The sequence below is a fragment of the Blastococcus atacamensis genome, from assembly GCF_002938425.1.
In the GTDB taxonomy this organism is placed as follows: domain Bacteria; phylum Actinomycetota; class Actinomycetes; order Mycobacteriales; family Geodermatophilaceae; genus Blastococcus; species Blastococcus atacamensis.
Map to the genome: position 1 here is coordinate 25,742 of NZ_POQU01000014.1, position 18,215 is coordinate 43,956.

The following is an 18,215-nucleotide window of genomic DNA, read 5'->3' on the forward strand; positions in this document are numbered from 1 at the left end:
CGAATCATGAGGGGCGCAGGTCACACCTGGGGGGATCGTGCCGTGGGACCCGCTCGAGTACTACAGCCGCAACGAGCTGCCGTTCTTCGGCGGCCGGTCGCAGAAGTGGGAGGCGCTGGGCCGGCTCATCGCCCACGCCCGGCGCAGCGTGCTGACGGCCGCGGCCCTCCGGGAGAACCTGGACGACCGCAACGCCGTCACCGACGTCGTGGCGAAGGTCGGCGACGCCCCGGACGAGTCCGCCGCCCTGCAGGTGGCCCTGGACTCCGTGCGCGAGAGGTTCGGTTGGGCCTACGGCTCGTTCTGGGCGCTGGACCCCACGACGAACGTGCTGCGGTTCCAGCGTGAGTCCGGCTCCGCCGGTGACGAGTTCCGCAAGGTCACACTCGCCGCCAGCTTCGCCGAGGGCGTCGGCCTCTCCGGCCACGCCTGGCGGGCCCGCGACCTGGTCTTCGTGCGGGACCTCGCCCAGGTGACCGATTGCGTCCGCGCGCCCGCCGCTCAGCGGGCCGGAGTCAAGTCCGGCGTCTGCTTCCCGATCATCAGCGACGGCAAGGTCGTCGGGACGATGGACTTCTTCGTCACCGAGACCATCGACCTGTCCGACTCGCGCGGCTCGGCGCTGCGCAACGTGCAGCAGTTGGTCTCCCAGCGGCTGGACATCCTCCGGCGCGCCGAGGCCGACGCGGCGAACTCCCGGGAGCTGCTGGAGACGGTCTCCCGGCTGCGCGAAGCCGCCGACGACGCCGGCCGGGTGGCCGACAGCGCCGTGGGCAAGACCTCCTCGATGACCACGGAGGTGCAGGCGCTGGCCAGCGCCTCGGCAGCCGTCGGCGACGTCATCCGGATCATCTCGAGCATCGCCGACCAGACCAACCTGCTGGCCCTGAACGCGACGATCGAGGCGGCGCGGGCGGGCGAGTCCGGCAAGGGCTTCGCCGTCGTCGCCAACGAGGTGAAGGAGCTGGCCCGCGAGACCGCCGCGGCGACCAGCAAGGTCTCCGAGCAGATCGCCGGGATCCAGGCCGGCACCCAGTCGGTGTCCGACGGCATCCAGCGACCAGCGAGGTCATCGGCGAGCTCGACGCCGTGCAGGCCCGCATCGGGGAGATCCTCGAGGAGCAGGTGCGCATGGCCCGGGCCTTCGAGACCACGCACTGACCTCCGGCCCGCTGCGCGCTCAGCCCTCCTGGCGGAGCTGCGCGGCGGGCCGGGGGCGGCTCGGCGCGCTGGGCGCCGAGAACCCGGCGCGCTTGTGCGAGCCGTCGCAGAACGGCTTGATGCCGGACTTCCCGCACCGGCACAACGCGATGGTCTCCCGGCCCGGATCGATCTCGGCGCCGTCCTGGTCCAGCAACCGGAAGTCCCCGCGCACGATCAGCGGACCGTCGCGGTAGGGCGTGATCGTGGTGCCGCTCCCCCGCTCGGACACCGGGAGGTCCTCGTCGACGCGATGGGGCTCGGCGGGGCTCTCCTCGGTGGGCTGCACTGGCACGTCGTCCCCCTGCCCGGCGGCCGGTCGGCTCACACGCCCGGTCATCCGTTCGGTCCGCTTCCGCCCGGAGCCGCGGCGCCGTAGAAGACCTGCTCCACCACGGTCCGGGCGCGCCTGGTGGTCCGGCGGTAGTCCTCGACGAACTGGCCGGGCTCCTGGTCGGGTCCGTAGCCGCAGGCCTGTGCGACACCGGCCAGCTCCAGGCCGGGGCGCGGCAGCTGGTCGCTGGGCCGGCCGCGTACCAGGAAGATCGCGTTCCGAGCGCGCGTGGCCAGCTCCCAGGCATCCCGCAGCGCGGCGGTCTGCTCGGCGTCGAGGTGCCCGCCGGCGGCCAGCGCGTCGAGCGCGCCGATCGTGGACGCCACCCGCAACCCCTCGATGGCGGCGGCGTGCTGCAGCTGCAGCAGCTGGACGGTCCACTCGACGTCGGCCAGACCACCCCGGCCCAGCTTGGTGTGCGTCGCCGGGTCCGCTCCGCGGGGCAGCCGCTCCCGCTCGACACGGGCCTTGATCCGCCGGATCTCGGCCACCTGCTCGGCGGTGATCCCCTCGGCGGGGTACCGGATCGGGTCGACGAGCGCCACGAACTGCGCCCCGAGCTCCTCGTCCCCGGCCACCGGCACCGCTCGCAGCAGCGCCTGCACCTCCCAGACCGAGACCCAGCGCTCGTAGTACTCGCGGAACGCCGGAAGGCTCCGCACCAGCGCACCCTGCCGCCCCTCCGGGCGCAGGTCGGCGTCCACCTCGAACGCCGGGTCCGGAGCCGGCTCGCTCAGCAGCCGGCGCATCGTGTGCGCGACGGCGTTGGCCGCCGCCGCTGCCCTGGTGTCGTCGGCGCCCGGACGCGTGCGGTGCACGAACAGGACGTCGGCGTCGGACCCGAAGCCCAGCTCCCCGCCGCCGAGCCGCCCCATCCCGATGACCGCGAGATCCATGGGCAGGTCCGCGACGCCGGTGCCGGTCTCCGTGGCGTGTGCCCGCAGCGCGACGTCCAGACCGGCGCGCAGGGTGGCCACGGCGACGTCGGTGAGCGCCCGGCCGACCCGGTGCACGTCGAGGCGGCCCAGCAGGTCGGCGGCAGCGATGCGCAGCAGCTCCTGGCGGCGCAGACCCCGGATGACCCGGATGCCCGCCTGGGGGTCGGGCGCCCGCCCGGCGGCCTGCCGCCAGGCGTTGGCCAGCGTGGTCGCGCTGCGCGGTTCGAGCTCGGCGTCGTCGGCCAGCAGCTTGAGCGCCTCGGGCGTGCGCGTCAGCAGCGAAGCCACGTACTGGCTGGACCCCAGGAGCTGGGCCAGCCGTTCGACGACCTGGCCCTCGTCGCGCAGGAGCCGCAGGTACCACTGGTTGCCGCCGAGCGCCTCGCTCACCTGCCGGTAGGCCAGCAGCCCGGCGTCGGGGTTCGGGCAGGAGGCGAAGGTCTGCAGCAGCACCGGCAGCAGGTACTTCTGCATCGACGCCGACCGCGAGAGCCCGCCGGTGAGGGCGGCCAGGTGCCGCAGGGCGCCATCGGGATCGGCGAAGCCGAGCGCCCGCAGCCAGTCGCCGGCGGCCTTCGAGCCGAGGTGGAGGTGCTCGCCCGGAACGCGGGCGACCGCCGACAGCAGCGGCCGGTAGAAGAGCTTCTCGTGCAGCCGCCGGACCTCGCGGGTGTGCAGCGCCAGCTCGGCCCGCAGGACGGCGATGGCGTCGCCGCGGTGGTCGGGCTTGTAGCCCAGCGAACGCGCCAGCCACCGCAGTTGCTGCTCGTCGGTGGGCAGCAGGTGCGTGCGGCGCAGGCGCAGCAGCTGCAGCCGGTGCTCCACGGTGCGCAGGAAGCGGTAGGAGGCGATGAGCGTGGCGGCGTCGTCCCGGCCGACGTAACCGCCGGCCGACAGCGCCGTGAGGGCCGGCACCGTCCCGCCGAGCCGGAGCCGCTCGTCGGCCCGCCCGTGGACCATCTGCAGCAGCTGCACGGCGAACTCGACGTCGCGCAGGCCTCCCCGGCCGAGCTTGAGCTCCCGCTCCGCCTGGGCCGGCGGGATGTTGGCCTCGACCCGGCGGCGCATCGCCTGCACCTGGCCGACGAACCCGGGCCGGTCGCCAGCCGTCCACACCAGCGGCCACAGGGCGTCGACGTAGGCGCGCCCGAGATCCGGGTCGCCGGCAACCGGGCGCATCTTCAGCAGCGCCTGGAACTCCCACGTCTCGGCCCACTGGGCGTAGTAGGCGGCGTGCCCGGCGACGGTGCGTACCAGGGCGCCGGCCTTGCCCTCCGGACGCAGCGCGGCATCGACCTCCCAGGCCGCCTCGTGGCAGACCCGCATGAGCGTGGCGGCGACCCGGGTGGCGGTGGACAGTGCGGCGCCCTCGGGATCGGAGGGGTCCACGGCCTCGGCGACGAAGACGACGTCGACGTCGCTGACGTAGTTGAGCTCGCGGCCGCCGCACTTGCCCAGCCCGATCACGCTCAGCCGGCAGGCGGCGGCATCGTCGGGCTGTTCGGCGACGGCGATGGCCAGGCCGGCGGTCAGCACCGCCGCGGCGATGTCGGCCAGCTCGACGGCGGCGTCCTCCGCCGGCAGACCGTCGCCGAGGTCCCGCCCGGCGAGGGAGAGCACCGCCCGCCGGTAGGCCAGCCGGAGTGCGGCCACCCGCTCCGGACCGGCGTCGGGCGCGCCCTTGCCCAGCCGGACGCCCCACGGCGGGTCGTCGGGGTCCGCGCCGACCGCGGTGAGCATCTGCCGCTCCAGCGCGTCGGGCGTCGGACGGGTGGGGCCGTGCCGTTCGTCGTCGAGGACGTGCCAGTCCAGCGGGTGCGCGGCCAGGTGGTCGGCCAGGCCCGAGCTGGCCCCGAGCACCGAGACCAGCCGCGCCCGGAAGGAGCCGGGCCCGCGGAGGCGGGCGAGGAGCGCGGCGGCGGCCGAGCCGTCCGGGTCCTCCTCGTCGAGCGCCTCGACCAGCCGGTGCAGCGACCGGACGGCGAGGTCGGGGTCGCCGGCACGGGCGAGCGCGGCCACCACCGGCCCGGCCTCCGGATCGGCCGGCTCGTTGCGCCCGAGGTCCCAGAGCCCGAGCGCCGGGTCCGACAGCAGCCGGGCGGCCCGCTCGCCGTCCTCGAAGCCGAAGCGGACCAGCCGGACGATGGCGGGTCGCGGGATCTCCGGGAGGGCCGTGGTCACGCGGGCGACCCGGCGCGGAGGCCGACGAGGTGGGCGAACCGGCCGGCGAAGGGCTGCCAGATCTCGGTGAGGTCGTCGTGCGCGGCGGCGGCGCGGGCGCAGAGCGTCTCGATGTCCAGCGGGCTGGCCCCGACGCCCACGGGGTCGCTCTCCGCCCAGGCCCGCACCATCTCCGGCGTCGTCTCGATGTGGAACTGCAGCGCGTAGACGTGCGCGCCGATCCGGTAGGCCTGGTGCGGGTAGTGCGGGTTGCTCGCCAGCAGGGTGGCCCCGGTCGGCAGCTCGGAGATCTCGTCGTGGTGCCACTGGAGCACGTCGGGCGAGAGCGGCAGCGGGCCGAAGACCGGGTCCTTGTCGGCCGCGTCGCGCTTGGCCACCAGCGTGGCCCCGACCTCGGGCCCGTCGACGCCGACCCGGGTCCGCCCGCCGCCCACCCGGGCCAGCAGCTGGGCGCCGAGGCAGATGGCGAGCGTGGGGAGGTCCGCGTCGAGCGCCTGACGAAGCAGGAGGCGGACACCCACGAGCTCGGGGCTGGTCGCGTCGTCGTCCATCGAGGACTGCGGTCCGCCCAGCACCAGCAGCCCGTCGATCCCGTCGAGGGTCGCGGGCAGCTCCTCGCCCAGCCCCAGGTGCCGCTCGTCGAGCTCGAGACCGGCCGCCCGCAGCCACTCCCCCAGCCGCGCGGGCGGGTCGGTCTCGCTCGGGACGACGACGAGCAGGCGGGCCACGCCGACGAGGTTAGTTCCCCCGCCGAGGACGCTCGTCACCGATCGGCCGCGACCGTGCATGGATCGGGCCATCCGCTACGGACCACCCCGAACCACCCGCAGTCAGGAGGAGGACCCGTCGTCGTCCACCTCGTCGACGAAGAAGTGCGCCACCGTCCGCGCCCCTCCGGTGACCACGACGGTCGCGCCCGGCTCGATCTGCTGAGCGTCGTCCAGCCCGGGCACCAGCCATCGCGCCTCCGCCGGCGACGTCATCGCATCAGGGTCGGACCCGCCCGTCCCCCGTCCTGGGCGGCCAGCCAGTGCACTGTCCCGTGGAGGGACCGGGTCCACGGTTCCCCGGCCGGCCGCCGGCGGCGACGGAACAGCCTCACAGGCCGGGCAGGTACCGCTGGAGTTCGAACGGCGTGACGTTCTGCCGGTAGGAGTTGAACTCCTCCCACTTGTTGCGGAGGAAGAACTCGAACACGTGCTCGCCCAGGGTCTCGGCGACCAGTTCGCTGCCCTGCATGGCGGTGAGCGCCTCGCCGAGGCTGACCGGCAGGTCCTCGTAGCCGGCGGCGCGCCGCTCGGTGTCGGTGAGCGACCAGACGTCGTCCTCGGCCTCCGGCGGCAGCTCGTAGCCCTTCTCGATGCCGCGCAGCCCGGCGGCCAGCAGGACGGCGAAGGTCAGGTAGGGGTTGCAGGCGGAGTCCGGCGAGCGGACCTCGACCCGGGCCGACTGCGCCTTGCTCGGCTTGTAGCTCGGCAGGCGGACCAGCGCGGAGCGGTTCGCCCGGCCCCAGGTCGCCGCCGTCGGAGCCTCGGTGCCGGCCAGGAGCCGCCGGTAGGAGTTCACCGTCTGGTTGGTGATCGCGGTGACCTCGCGGGCGTGGGTCAGCAGCCCGGCGATGAACTGCTTGCCGGTCGTCGACAGCCGCATCGGGTCGGCCGGGTCGTGGAAGGCGTTGCGGTCGCCCTCGAACAGCGACAGGTGCGTGTGCATGGCCGAACCGGCCAGCTCGGTGAAGGGCTTGGGCATGAACGTCGCGTGCACGCCCTGTGCCAGCGCGACCTCCCGGACGACGTGCCGCAGCGTCATGATGTTGTCGGCCATCGACAGGGCGTCGGCGTAGCGCAGGTCGATCTCCTGCTGACCGGGGGCGACCTCGTGGTGGCTGAACTCCACCGAGATGCCCATCGCCTCCAGCGCGAAGACCGCCTCGCGGCGGAAGTCGTGCGCGACGTTGTGCGTGGAGAGGTCGAAGTAGCCGCCGGTGTCGGCCGGCCGCGGCGGGGTGCCGTCGGTCGGCAGGTCCTTGAGCAGGAAGAACTCGATCTCGGGGTGCGTGTAGAACGTGAACCCCATGTCGCCGGCCTTGGCCAGGGCGCGGCGGAGCACGTGCCGCGGGTCGGCCCACGACGGCGAGCCGTCGGGCAGCGTGATGTCGCAGAACATCCGTGCGGTGTCGCTGACGCCGCCCCGCGAGGCCGGCATCACCTGGAAGGTGCCCGGGTCGGGCTTGGCGAGCATGTCGGACTCGTAGACCCGCGCGAAGCCCTCGATCGCCGAGCCGTCGAAGCCGATCCCCTCCGCGAACGCCGCCTCGATCTCGGCCGGGGCCACCGCGACGGCCTTGAGGTAGCCGGAGACGTCGGTGAACCACAACCGCACGAAGCGGATGTCGCGCTCTTCCAGGGTGCGCAGGACGAACTCCTGCTGTCGGTCCATGCCCGCCATGATCCAGTCCGCTCGTTTCGGGTGTGTGACGTCGGCGCCAGACTGCCCCCTGCGGGGCACCCCGGCGCGCGATCCCGGCTGATCCGGGTGCGTGTCGTGGTCAGGTGCCGTGGCGCGGTGCCGCCCCCGCCAGCCGGGCCGGCGCCATGCCCGCGCTGGCATCGTCCACGGTCCGGAGCACGGCGGCGCCCGCCGCCGGGCCCTGCCCCTCCGACCGGAGCAGCGCGGTGGCGAACGCGAGCGGGATCCCGGCGTGGACCGCCCGGACCTCCGTGCGGGACTCCGGTGTCCGGGCCGAGCCGCCGAACACCGACGGCACCAGGGACGGGCGCACGGCCGCACCCGCACCGATCGCCGCGTAGCCGCCCGCCACGAGCCGCGAGATCGTCGTGGGGTCGCCCATGTCTGCACGCTAGGACGGCCGCTCCCCCGTGTCACCCCCGTCCGGCCGTCCACGGCGTGAACACCGGGACGGCCCCACCTGGCCCCTCCGCGCGGCGAGCGACGAGGATGGAGCGCGTGAGCGATCAGCAGCCGGTGCAGTTGCGGGTGTCCCTGGCCCAGGTCGATACGCGCGTCGGCGACCTCGCGGGCAACTGCGAGCTCGTCGTCCGGTGGGCGGCGAAGGCGGCCGAGGCCGGGGCGCACCTCGTCGTCTTCCCGGAGATGACCCTGACGGGGTACCCGCCCGAGGACCTCGTGCTGCGGGAGTCCTTCGCCCGCGCGAGCGAGCAGGCGCTGGTCGACCTGGCGGAGCGGCTGGCCGCCGAGGGGCTCGGGGACCTCGCCGTCGTCGTCGGCTACCTGGCGCACACCCAAGGCGCAGGACCCGCGCCGGTCGACCGGACGCCCTCCGACGACGACGACCGGCCCAGCGACGCCAACCCGCGCCGGGGTGCCCCGCGCAACGCCGCGGCCCTGCTGCACGGTGGCGACGTCGTCGTCCGCTACTACAAGCGGCACCTGCCGAACTACGGCGTCTTCGACGAGGCCCGCTACTTCGTGCCCGGCACCGAGCTGCCGGTCGTCCGGCTGCACGGGGTGGACGTCGCGCTCACCGTCTGCGAGGACCTCTGGGTCGAGGGCGGCCCGTGCGGCGTGGCCGGCCAGGCCGGCGTCGACCTCGTCGTCTCCCCCAACGCCTCGCCCTACGAGCGCGCCAAGGACGACCTGCGCCTGCCGCTGGTGCAGCGCCGGGCCGCCGAGGCACGGGCGGCGATCCTCTACTGCAACCAGGTCGGCGGCCAGGACGAGCTGGTGTTCGACGGCGACTCGATGGCGGTCTCCCCCACCGGCGAGCTGCTGGCCCGGGCACCCCAGTTCGTCGAGCACCTGCTCACCGTCGACCTCACGCTGGACCCGTCCTCGGTGCCCGAGCGGCGCGAGGGCCGGGTCGGGCCGATGACCGTCACCCGCTCCGTGCTCAGCGAGGAGCCGGTGCCGGCCTACGCGGCGCAGCCGGCTCCCGTCGTCGAGCCGCTCAGCGACTGCGAGGAGGTCTGGCGGGCGCTGGTGCTGGGCCTGCGCGACTTCATCGACAAGAACGGCATGCCATCGGTCGTGCTCGGCATGTCCGGCGGCATCGACTCGGCGCTGGTCGCCGCCCTCGCCGTCGACGCCCTCGGCGCCGACCGCGTGCACGGCGTCGGGCTGCCCTCGAAGTGGTCCAGCGAGCACTCGCTGTCCGACGCGGAGGACTCCGCCAAGCGCCTGGGCATGCACTACTCCGTGGTGCCGATCGCCCCGATGGTCGACGCCTACGAATCCTCCGTCGAGCTCTCCGGCGTCGCCGCGGAGAACCTGCAGGCGCGGGTCCGCGGCACCCTGCTCATGGGGCTGTCCAACCAGCACGGCCACCTGCTGCTGGCGACGTCGAACAAGAGCGAGGTCGCCGTCGGCTACTCCACGCTCTACGGCGACGCCGCCGGCGGCTTCGCGCCGATCAAGGACGTGCCCAAGACCCTGGTCTGGGACCTGGCCCGCTGGCGCAACGCCCATGCCCGCGAGCGCGGGGAGACCGAGCCCATCCCGGTCAACTCCATCGAGAAGCCGCCATCGGCGGAGCTGGCGCCCGGCCAGCAGGACAGCGACTCGCTGCCGTCCTACGACGAGCTGGACGCCGTCATCGCCGACTACGTCGACCGGGACCTCGGCATGGCCCAGCTGCTGGAGCGAGGCCACGACGCCGAGGTCGTCGCCCGGGTCCTCCGGCTGGTGGACGCCGCCGAGTTCAAGCGCCGCCAGTCGGCCCCGGGGACCAAGATCAGCCTCAAGGCGTTCGGCCGGGACCGGCGCCTGCCCATCACCAACCGCTGGCGGGAGACCCTCCCGACGGTCCGCGAAGGAGCGGCGCAGTCATGACCGAGTCGGTTCTCTACGGCGGCACGTCGAGCGCGCGGGTGCGCATCCACCACCTGCAGCAGGCCAAGGCGCGCGGCGAGAAGTGGGCGATGCTCACCGCCTACGACACCTACAGCGCAGCCATCTTCGAGGAGGCCGGCATCCCGGTCCTGCTCGTCGGCGACTCCGCCGGGAACGTCGTCATGGGGCACACCAGCACGGTGCCGGTCACCGTCGAGGACATCCTCTTCCTGACCAAGGCCGTCACCCGCTCCACCTCGCGGCCGCTGATCGTCGCGGACATGCCGTTCGGCTCCTACGAGTCCGGCCCGCAGCAGGCGTTCGACAACGCCGTCCGGCTGATGAAGGAGGGCGGCGCGCAGGCGGTCAAGCTGGAGGGCGGCGTCCGGGTGGCCCCGCAGATCCGGCTGCTCAGCGAGTCCGGCATCCCGGTGATGGCGCACATCGGCTTCACGCCGCAGAGCGAGCACGCCCTCGGCGGCTTCCGGGTGCAGGGCCGCGGTGCCGGCGCCGAGCAGCTGCTGGCCGACGCGCACGCGGTGCAGGAGGCCGGTGCCTTCGCCGTCGTCCTGGAGATGGTGCCGGCCGGGATCGCCAGCCGGGTGACCGAGGAGCTGTCCATCCCGACGGTGGGCATCGGTGCCGGGGTCGACTGCGACGCCCAGGTGCTCGTCTGGCCGGACATGGCCGGGCTCAACGGCGGCCGGGTGCCGAAGTTCGTGAAGAAGTACGCGGATGTCCGGGCCGAGCTGCGGCGGGCGGCGCAAGAGTTCGCCGACGACGTCCGCGGCGGCGCCTTCCCCGGGCCCGAGCACTCCTTCGAGTAGGCGGCATGAGCCGGTGGCGCATTCCCCAGTGGCTCAGAGGCCTGCGCTTCGACGACGTCCCGGTGCCGGTACTGCTCCCCGAGCCGCTCGCCGGTGACGTGCGCGCCCTGCTCGCCGGCGGCGAGCGCATCGAGGCCGTGCGGCTCGTGCGGCAGCGCACCCACCTGGGTATCCGCTCGCGGTGGACGCGATCCGGGACGGCGACCGGCCGGCGTAGCCGGGTTGGTCAGACGTCGGTGACGCGGACGCCGGCGTGCACCTTGTAGCGGCGGTTGACCGACACCAGGTTGATGGTCAGCGCCTCGACCTGGCGGGCGTTGCGCAGCCGGCCGGCGTAGATGCCGCGCATGCCGGGCAGCCGCCCGGCCAGCGCCTGCACCGTGTCCATCGACGCGCGGTCGTCGCCGACCACCATGACGTCGCCGTCGATGGTGGGCTTGGAGAGGTCCTCGAGCAGCGTGGCCGAGAGGTGGTGGAACGCGCCGACCACGTGCGAGTCGGGCAGCAGCGCGGCCGCCTGCTGGGCGACGCTGCCCTCGGCGACGTCGAGCACGTGGGCGCCGAGCTCGTCGAAGCCCATGGGCACGACGCAGTCGACGACGATCTTCCCGGCCAGCGGGGTCGCCAGCTCGGCAAGCGTGGCGGCGTGCCCGGCGAAGGGGACGGCGACGATGACCAGGTCGGCGGCGCCCGCCACGTCCACGTTGGAGCCGCCGGTCACCGACACCTCGACGTCGCCGGCGACCGTGGCGGCGCGCTGAGCGACCTCGGCGGCGACCTCGGCGGCGCGCTCGGCGTCCCGCGAGCCCAGCAGCACGCGCTGACCCTGGGCGGCCAGTCGGACGGCGAGCCCGCGTCCCTGCGGTCCGGTGCCGCCCAGCACCCCGACGACCAGTTCCTCGACCGCGCGCCCGTCCGTCACGTCCACCCCTCCCGCGGCGCCGGACAATCCGGACGCACGCGCCCGATTCTGCCCCGCCCGGCCGGGACGGCCGTCAGTCGCCCTTCCAGGCGCGGTCCTCGGCGTCGAGCTCCTCGTTGCGCTCGGCGACGGACTGCAGCGCCTGCTCGGCGTCCTCGCGGGTCTCGTACGGACCCAGCCGGTGCTTGTCCGGGCAACCCTCACGCGGTTCCACGGTGTGGTGCTTCAGGCAGAAGTACCAGGGCCCTCCGGCCATGCGCGGCCTCCTTCGCTCGTCGTCGTCCCCAGCCTTCCACCCCGGGGACGTCGTCGCCCCCGGTGACCGCACCGCGCGCAGAACGCTCCCGCGCAGCCGGATGGTGCGGCATCCTTCGGCCGTGACCAGCCGGGACGACGAGCTCCCGCGGATGTCCGAGGGTCGTCTCGCCGCCCGCACGGTCGCCGCGCTGCTCGTGATCGGCGGGCTCATGGGCTCGATCAACCTGTTCGTCGACGGCGTGCTGCGCGAGGGCGCCGGCCGCTTCGCCTACGCCGCAACGATGGCCACCCTGCTGGTCCTGGGCACCTCCATCGGCACCCGCGGGCGGGTCAGCCCGCGGCACACCTTCGCGCTGGTGCTGGTCGGCGACGTCATCTACCTGGTCGTCGTCCTGTGCATCCACGACCCGCTGCGCTACGCCACCCCGCTGATGCTGCTGTTCCCCGCGCTGGTCGCCGCCTGGTTCCTGGAGCTGCGGCAGCTGGTCGTGCACATGGTCGTCACCGGCGCGGTCTGCCTGGCCGCGCTGTGGCCCAGCTACGACGACACCGTGGGGCTCGCGGTCCAGGTCGGGGTGAGCGCCGGGATGCTGGACGCCGCCGCGCTCGGCGTCTTCATGCTGCGCCGACGGGTGCAGCGGCTGCTGGTGGCCACCGAGAAGCTCACCCGCCTGGACCCGCTCACCGGGCTGTTCAACCGGCGCTACCTCGTCGAGCAGGCCCCGCGCATCTGGCGCCAGGCGCGGCGCGACGGCACCCGCGTCACCGCGATGGTGCTCGACCTCGACCACTTCAAGCGGCTCAACGACCAGTTCGGGCACGCCGTGGGGGACCGCGTCCTCAACGCCGTCGCCCGGTCCCTCCAGGGCACGGTCCGCCCGGCCGACGTCCTCGCCCGCACCGGCGGCGAGGAGATGGTCGTGCTGGGCCTGGTCGCCGACGCCGCCGAGGCCCAGCAACTCGCCGAGCGCCTGCGCACGGCCGTGTCCGCCGGGCACACCGTCGACGGGTACGGAGTGACCGCCTCGGTCGGCTTGGCGGTTTCGCGGCCCGAGGACGGCGAGGACGCGGTCGCGGCCCTGTGGCGGCTGGTCGACCGCGCCGATGCCGCGATGTACGAGGCCAAGCGACTGGGCCGCGACCGGGTCGCCACCGCCGTCCTGCCCCGCGCCCGGGTGCCACGACCGGAGGAGACGAGGGCCTGGCCCGGCGTGCCCCGGTCGGAGGAACGGCGGCCCGCGCTCGACCGGTGAGTTCGCCGGTTCTCTGCTTCCCTTGAGCCATGTCGCTCGCCGCGCCGGACCCGCTGCGGACGGTGCCGCCGCCGCTCCGCGAGCAGGCCGGCGTGCGCGACCGCTGGCTCACCGAGCGCCTGATCGACGTACTGCCCGGGCTGATGGACCGCGCCGGCATCGACCTGTGGATCATCGTCGGCCGGGAGTACAACGAGGACCCGGTGCTGGCCACGTTCCTGCCGGCGACCTGGCTGTCCGCGCGACGGCGCACGATCCTCGTCCTGCACCGCAGCGACGACGGGGTGACCGCGGCGGCGGTGTCCCGCTATCCGGTGGGGCAGTTCCTGCCCGCCTGGACGCCGGGCGCGTCCACCGGACCCGAGTCGCAGTGGGCCGAGGTGCGCCGGTTCGTGGAGCAGGCGGCGCCGGAGCGCATCGGCATCGACGTCTCCGAGGACTTCGGCCTGGCCGACGGCCTCTCGCACACCGAGCACCGCCTGCTCACCGAGGCGCTGGGCCCGTGGGCCGGCCGGCTGGTGTCGGCCGAGCAACTGGCCGTCAGCTGGCTCGAGACTCGGCTGCCGGAGGAGATCGCGGTCCTGCACCGGCTCAACCGGCTCGCGCAGGACGTCGTCGACGAAGCCTTCTCCTCCGCCGTCGTCACCGTCGGCGAGACGACCGCGCTGGACGTCGCGTGGTGGATCCGGCAGCGGCTGCACGACCTCGGCGTCGAGCCGTGGTTCCAGCCGTCGGTGCTGCTGCAGCGCGCCGGGGTGCCGCTGGCCGAGGAGCAGGGCGCGCTGCTGCCGACGGTCCCCTTCGACGCGGTTGTCGAGCCGGGCGACCTGCTGCACTGCGACGTGGGCCTGAGCTGCCTGGGCCTGCGCACCGACAACCAGCGCAACGCCTACGTGCTGCGCCCCGGCGAGACGGTGGCTCCCGAGGGGCTGCGGGCGGCCATGCGTGATGCGAACCGGCTGCAGGAGCTGACGGTGGAGGCGCTGGTTCCCGGCCGGACGGGCAACGAGGTGCTGGCCGCGGCCCGGGCGGCGGCGGCCGCCGAGGGCATCGACGGCGAGGTGTACTCGCACCCGATCGGCTTCCACGGGCATGGGGCCGGTCCGGCGATCGGTCAGTGGGACGAGCAGTCCGGGGTGCCCGGTGCCGGCGACTACCCGGTGAGCCCCGACACGGCGTTCGCGCTCGAACTGGCCGTGCGCCGGCCGGTGCCCGAGTGGGACGGCCAGTGCGTACGCCTCGGGCTCGAGGAGGGCATCGCGATCACCGGGGGCGGCGTCCGGTTCCTCGGCGGCCGACAGTCGGAGTTCGTCCTCATCGGCTGACGCCGTCCCCGGCCGCGACTACTTCTTCTTCTTCTTCCGCGCGGCGGCGGTCGTCTTGTCGTTCGCCTTCTGGATGGCGTCGACCAGTTCCTTCTTCTTCATCTTCGAGCGGCCGGAGACGTCGAGCTTCTTGGCCAACTTGAGCAGGTGTTCCTTGGTGGCATTGGCGTCGACGCCCCCCTTGGTCTCCTTGTTGGTGCCGCGGCCGCCCTTGGCCTGCTCGTCGGACGGGCCCTTCTTGCCGCCCTCCTTGGGCTCCCAGTGGTCCCCGACCTTCTCGTGGGTGTGCTTGAGCGCGGAGTAGGCGGTCTGGTGGGCCCTGCGGCCCTCGCCGTAGGACTCGACCGCGGAGTCGTGGGCCTTCGCGTAAGTGCGCTGCGCCTTCTTGTCCGAACGCTCGATGGTGCTGGGCAGCTCTTCCTTCTTGGCGTTGCCGTTGTCAGTGGTCTTGGGCATGACCTCTCCCTTCCTCGCGGCGACCCGTACCCGGAACGCCGGGAAGATCACCCGATGTCACCCGTCCAGGAACGGCAGCAGCGTGGCGGCCAGCTCCTCCGGTGCCTCCTCGGCCATGTGGTGTCCGCTGTCGATCGGCCCGCCGCCGCGCAGGTCGGTGGTCCACTGCGTCCAGATCGCCCGTGGATCGCCGTGCAGCTCCACCAGGTCGTCGCGCGCGGACCACAGAACCAGCGTCGGGCAGGTGACCCGCCGCCCGGCCCTCCGGTCGTCCTCCTCGGCCGCACGGTCGACCCCCAGCCCGGCCCGGTAGTCCTCGAGCATGGCGCGGACGGTGGCGGGATCGCGGATCGCGGTCATGAAGTCGGCGTGGTTCTCCTCCCCCATCGCCTGCGCCCGCCCCGATCCCGTCGCCCGGTACCAGGCGACGGGATCGGCCAGGATCGCCTGCTCGGGCAGCCGCGGCTGGGCGAAGAAGAACCAGTGGAACCATGCGGTCGCGAACCGGGCGTCGGCGCGGTCCAGGTGCTCGACGATCGGGATGCAGTCCAGGACGGCGAGGTGCGAAACCGCCGCCGGGTGGTCCAGCGCCGTCCGCAGGGCCACGTAGCTACCCCGGTCGTGACCGACGACGGCGAAGCGCTCGTGTCCCAGCAATCGCATCAGCGCCACCACGTCACCGGCCAGGGCGCGCTTGGAGTACGGCGCGTGGTCGTCGGTCGTGGCGGGCTTCGACGACATGCCGTAGCCGCGGAGGTCGGGGCAGACGACGGTGTGCCCGGCGGCCACGAGCAGCGGCGCGACGCGGTGCCAGGTGGTGTGGGTGCGTGGATGCCCGTGCAGCAGCACGACCGGTGGGCCCTGTCCGCCTGTCCGGACCCGCAGGACGACGTCGTTCCCGACGGCCACCCGGCGCTCGGTGAACCCCGCGAAGAATCGCCTGTCCCTGTCCGGCATCGTCCCTGTCTACACCGACCCCTGTCGGGCCCCGGGCCCGCGCCGACGGGGTCCGCGGGTGGACACCGATGCCTTCTGTGCCCCCGCCGAGGAGAACCGCGGCGGGGACGACGTCGGCGGGCCGAGGTGTGGGCCTACGCCCCGCTGGAGGGCTGGCAGCGGGGAAGGTACGGGGCCACCTAGCCCTCCAGGTAGGACTTCCAGTGCACGCGCTCGTCCTCGGTCATCGCGCGGCTGGCGTTGGCGGCGAAGTCGAAGACGACCAGCACGATGTCGGCGCGGATGGCGACCTCGCCGTCCTGGGCCAGCTCCTGCCGGATGGAGAAGGACTTGGTGCCCAGTCGGGTCACCCAGCTGGTCACCGTGAGCGGCTCGTCCACCCGGTAGTACAGCTGCCGGAGGTAGTCCGCCTCGAGCCGCGCGAGGATGAGCTCCCCGCCCGGCCGGCCGTCGATCATGGCCAGCCGGGCGTCCTCGAGCAGGCTCAGCGCCCGGGCGTGGTTGACGTGCCCGAGCATGTCGGGATCTGACCAGCGCAGCTGGACCCGGTGCTCGTGCCGCACGTCAGGGCAGGTCGGCGGTCTCGGCCGACTGACGGTGCGCCCCCTGGGCGTCGTCGGGATCGGCGTGCACCGTCCGTTCCGCGGACTCGGCGAGGATGATCTCGGCCGCGACCTCCTCCATGCCGCTGCCGCGCATCCCCTCCTCCTCGGGGAGCAGGTGGGACCGCGTCTCGATGGTGTGCTCGGTGACGCTGTCCAGCGCCTCCGGGCTCGGCTGCTTCTGGGTGGTCACGTCAGAACCGCTGCTGCTCGGTGCCGAGGCCGAGGGCGGCGGCGACCTCTTGGACGTTCTCGAACTGCTGCCCGGCGGGCAGGCGCTGCAGATCCGAGAGGACCCGGTCGGCCGGGGTGCCCTCCTGCGCCTTGGCGATCAGGGCGTCGCGGTCGGCGGGCCACACCTCCTTGCCCAGGGCCTCGGCGATCGCGGCTCGACGTTCGATGTCGGCCTCGTTGGTGCCGGGAGAGGTGGCGGGCTGGTGCGGGTCGGTCACGGGTGCTCCTTCGGGTGGTGCGGTCGGGGTCAGTTGCCGGCGTCGGTGGACGCGTCGGTGTAGCGGAGGATCGCCGCTACCGTCGCCTCCTCCGGCATCGCCGCGTGCGGGACGACGACGACGTCCGCGGCGCTCGCCACGGCGGCGGCGAGCAGCGCACGGTCGGCCGGGACGACGTCGCCGTGGATGCCGAGGGCGTCCATGTCCTGCTGATCGACGCCGAGCTCCAGCGGGTTGTTGCCCACCAGCAGGGTGGCGTCGGACTCCTGGGCGTCGGCGAGGACGAGGGTCTCGACCTGGCCCTTGCGCAGGGCCTCGACGACGTGGTCGACGCCGGTCACCGACAGCCCGTGCGCCGCGGCCGCCTCGATCTTCTCCACGGTCTCGGCGATCTCGCGGGCCTCGTGCTCGGCGACCAGCTCGGCCTCGCGGGCGTCGACCGGCGCGCGGTCGGCGCCGGCAGCGCGACCCCCCTCGTCCATGGACACGATGAGGTCGGACCAGAGGTCACTGGCCCGGTCGGTGAGGATCTGCCGAGCCCGGATGTCGCCGGCGACCAGCACGAACCGAGGCCCGAGCCGCCGGACCATCGAGGCGATGTGCTGGGCGACGTCCTCGGCGTTGTGGATCCACTTGTTCTCGGTGTTGTGCTGGTAGCGGTGGTGGGCCCAGCCGCCGCCCTGGAACTTGTGGATGTGGACGCTGTCCCCCTCGACCGACTGCTCCTCCTCCACCTGGCCGGCGCCGCCGAAGTAGGTGATGTCGGCGCCGATGCGGTCGGTGAGCACGACGATGTGCGGCACGCGGCCCGGCAGCTGGCGCAGGACGGGCAGCAGGTCGGGCTTCGGCGACCACTCGGCGACCTCGCGCAGCGGCGCGGCGGCCAGCGCCTGGTCGAGCACGACCGTGCCGTCGGCGGCCACGACGACGGCACGGCCCTTCAGCTCTCCGGCGGCGCCGCCGTCGTTGCCCTCGAGCAGGCGGCTGCGCACGGTCTCCAGGACCGGCTCCGGTACGCCCTGCTCGGTGAGCCGCTCGGCGATCGCGCGGACGCGGAGGTCGAGCTCGGTGCCCGCGTTCTCCGTGGTGTGCGTGACGTCGGCCAGCACCGTGGCGAAGGGGCCCGCCGCGGCGAAAACCGGCTCCAGGAAGGACACGTCCATGTCGGTGCGACAACTCCTCGTTCGATCGGCTCGGTGCGCGGGGCGGCGACGGGGCCGCGACTCCCGCCGTCGCCGCCTACCCACGCCCCGGCACCTCACACCCGTGTCGATTCCTGGAGGCGGGGGTAGGCGGTCGGGCGACACCAAACCGCCGAGAGGACGAGGGATGACAGAGCACGACCAACTGCCGCTGCCCGACTACGACCACCTGCCGGTGGACGGGCTGACCTCGCGCATCAGGACCCTGGACCTGCAGGGCCTGGAGACGCTGCTCGAGTACGAGCGCGCACACGCCAACCGGGTGCAGGTGGTCACGATCATGGAGAACCGGGCGCAGTCCCTGCGCGAGGGCGCCCAGCCCTCGGGGGGCGACCCGGCCGCTCCGGCCGCCGACGATCCCGGACACGCCGCGGGTGGCTCCAAGGCCTCCGAGGCGACCACCGGCCCAGCGATGAACCCGCCGTCCCAGGGCGACCCGACCAACCCGGCACAGCCTCGTTCCACCGGCTGATCCGGGCCGGGTGGACCGAACTCGTGG

General features: G+C 73.7%; 20 protein-coding genes and 1 pseudogene. 7 read left to right on the plus strand and 14 right to left on the minus strand.

All coding sequences use genetic code 11. The features are described 5' to 3' along the window. Window positions 1-268: 268 nt before the first annotated feature. Window positions 269-1,000, plus strand: a pseudogene (locus tag C5508_RS20210) (methyl-accepting chemotaxis protein); the annotation flags it as partial. Between the two features lie 180 nt (window positions 1,001-1,180). Here C5508_RS20210 and C5508_RS05795 read toward each other — a convergent pair. From C5508_RS05795 to C5508_RS05815, 6 genes are all read right to left on the minus strand, one after another. Next, window positions 1,181-1,540 carry a CDGSH iron-sulfur domain-containing protein gene (locus C5508_RS05795; RefSeq protein ID WP_232796946.1) on the minus strand — a complete coding sequence of 120 codons (360 nt, stop codon included), beginning with the start codon at window positions 1,538-1,540 and terminating at the stop codon, window positions 1,181-1,183. After that, on the minus strand, window positions 1,537-4,653 hold the full coding sequence (locus C5508_RS05800; RefSeq protein WP_198597910.1) for a bifunctional [glutamine synthetase] adenylyltransferase/[glutamine synthetase]-adenylyl-L-tyrosine phosphorylase: 3,117 nt from the start codon (window positions 4,651-4,653) through the stop codon (window positions 1,537-1,539). The genes C5508_RS05795 and C5508_RS05800 overlap by 4 nt, the downstream gene beginning before the upstream one ends. Then, entirely contained in the window at window positions 4,650-5,381 is a 732-nt protein-coding gene (locus C5508_RS05805) for a type 1 glutamine amidotransferase (protein ID WP_104524001.1), read from the minus strand. The genes C5508_RS05800 and C5508_RS05805 overlap by 4 nt, the downstream gene beginning before the upstream one ends. A gap of 102 nt (window positions 5,382-5,483) precedes the next feature. Continuing rightward, entirely contained in the window at window positions 5,484-5,636 is a 153-nt protein-coding gene (locus C5508_RS19455; protein ID WP_157944001.1) for a hypothetical protein, read from the minus strand. Window positions 5,637-5,751: 115 nt separating this feature from the next. Continuing rightward, a complete protein-coding gene (gene glnA, locus C5508_RS05810) occupies window positions 5,752-7,092 on the minus strand; it encodes a type I glutamate--ammonia ligase (protein ID WP_104524039.1) in 1,341 nt (446 codons plus the stop codon). Between the two features lie 109 nt (window positions 7,093-7,201). Then, complete coding sequence (locus tag C5508_RS05815; protein WP_104524002.1) at window positions 7,202-7,504, minus strand: hypothetical protein; 303 nt, start codon at window positions 7,502-7,504, stop codon at window positions 7,202-7,204. A gap of 116 nt (window positions 7,505-7,620) precedes the next feature. Here C5508_RS05815 and C5508_RS05820 point away from each other — a divergent pair, with 116 nt between their 5' ends. Genes C5508_RS05820 through C5508_RS05830 form a run of 3 tightly spaced genes read left to right on the plus strand, consistent with a single transcriptional unit; the run spans window position 7,621 to window position 10,555 of the window. Beyond that, complete coding sequence (locus tag C5508_RS05820) at window positions 7,621-9,462, plus strand: NAD+ synthase (protein ID WP_232796947.1); 1,842 nt, start codon at window positions 7,621-7,623, stop codon at window positions 9,460-9,462. Next, complete coding sequence (panB, locus tag C5508_RS05825) at window positions 9,459-10,289, plus strand: 3-methyl-2-oxobutanoate hydroxymethyltransferase (protein ID WP_104524004.1); 831 nt, start codon at window positions 9,459-9,461, stop codon at window positions 10,287-10,289. The genes C5508_RS05820 and panB overlap by 4 nt, the downstream gene beginning before the upstream one ends. A gap of 5 nt (window positions 10,290-10,294) precedes the next feature. After that, the gene (locus tag C5508_RS05830) at window positions 10,295-10,555 is read left to right on the plus strand and encodes a hypothetical protein (protein ID WP_104524005.1); all 261 of its coding nucleotides are present in this window, start codon (window positions 10,295-10,297) and stop codon (window positions 10,553-10,555) included. Here C5508_RS05830 and npdG read toward each other — a convergent pair. Both npdG and C5508_RS05840 read right to left on the minus strand, forming a co-directional pair. Then, window positions 10,516-11,211: an NADPH-dependent F420 reductase gene (npdG, locus tag C5508_RS05835; protein WP_104524040.1), complete on the minus strand. Its 696-nt coding sequence runs from the start codon at window positions 11,209-11,211 to the stop codon at window positions 10,516-10,518. The genes C5508_RS05830 and npdG overlap by 40 nt on opposite strands. Window positions 11,212-11,284: 73 nt before the next feature. Further along, on the minus strand, window positions 11,285-11,467 hold the full coding sequence (locus C5508_RS05840) for a hypothetical protein (protein ID WP_104524006.1): 183 nt from the start codon (window positions 11,465-11,467) through the stop codon (window positions 11,285-11,287). 121 nt (window positions 11,468-11,588) lie between these two features. Here C5508_RS05840 and C5508_RS05845 point away from each other — a divergent pair, with 121 nt between their 5' ends. Both C5508_RS05845 and C5508_RS05850 read left to right on the plus strand, forming a co-directional pair. Next, entirely contained in the window at window positions 11,589-12,722 is a 1,134-nt protein-coding gene (locus C5508_RS05845; RefSeq protein WP_232796944.1) for a GGDEF domain-containing protein, read from the plus strand. Between the two features lie 29 nt (window positions 12,723-12,751). Next, window positions 12,752-14,047: a M24 family metallopeptidase gene (locus tag C5508_RS05850; protein ID WP_104524008.1), complete on the plus strand. Its 1,296-nt coding sequence runs from the start codon at window positions 12,752-12,754 to the stop codon at window positions 14,045-14,047. Window positions 14,048-14,065: 18 nt separating this feature from the next. Here the strand turns inward: C5508_RS05850 and C5508_RS05855 are convergent, their stop codons facing one another. From C5508_RS05855 to C5508_RS05880, 6 genes are all read right to left on the minus strand, one after another. Then, complete coding sequence (locus C5508_RS05855; protein WP_104524009.1) at window positions 14,066-14,503, minus strand: ChaB family protein; 438 nt, start codon at window positions 14,501-14,503, stop codon at window positions 14,066-14,068. 57 nt (window positions 14,504-14,560) lie between these two features. Continuing rightward, on the minus strand, window positions 14,561-15,460 hold the full coding sequence (locus C5508_RS05860; RefSeq protein WP_104524010.1) for an alpha/beta fold hydrolase: 900 nt from the start codon (window positions 15,458-15,460) through the stop codon (window positions 14,561-14,563). 179 nt (window positions 15,461-15,639) lie between these two features. Next, window positions 15,640-16,023: an acyl-CoA thioesterase gene (locus C5508_RS05865; protein ID WP_104524011.1), complete on the minus strand. Its 384-nt coding sequence runs from the start codon at window positions 16,021-16,023 to the stop codon at window positions 15,640-15,642. Between the two features lies 1 nt (window position 16,024). Continuing rightward, window positions 16,025-16,255 carry a hypothetical protein gene (locus C5508_RS05870; RefSeq protein WP_104524012.1) on the minus strand — a complete coding sequence of 77 codons (231 nt, stop codon included), beginning with the start codon at window positions 16,253-16,255 and terminating at the stop codon, window positions 16,025-16,027. 1 nt (window position 16,256) lies between these two features. Then, window positions 16,257-16,514, minus strand: a complete 258-nt coding sequence (locus C5508_RS05875) for a DUF2795 domain-containing protein (RefSeq protein WP_104524013.1) — start codon at window positions 16,512-16,514, stop codon at window positions 16,257-16,259. Window positions 16,515-16,543: 29 nt separating this feature from the next. Beyond that, window positions 16,544-17,677: a baeRF2 domain-containing protein gene (locus C5508_RS05880; protein WP_104524014.1), complete on the minus strand. Its 1,134-nt coding sequence runs from the start codon at window positions 17,675-17,677 to the stop codon at window positions 16,544-16,546. A gap of 166 nt (window positions 17,678-17,843) precedes the next feature. Between C5508_RS05880 and C5508_RS05885 the strand changes: the two genes are divergently transcribed. Next, window positions 17,844-18,188, plus strand: coding sequence for a hypothetical protein (locus C5508_RS05885; protein WP_104524015.1), 345 nt, complete (start codon window positions 17,844-17,846; stop codon window positions 18,186-18,188). The last annotated feature ends 27 nt before the right edge of the window (window positions 18,189-18,215 follow it).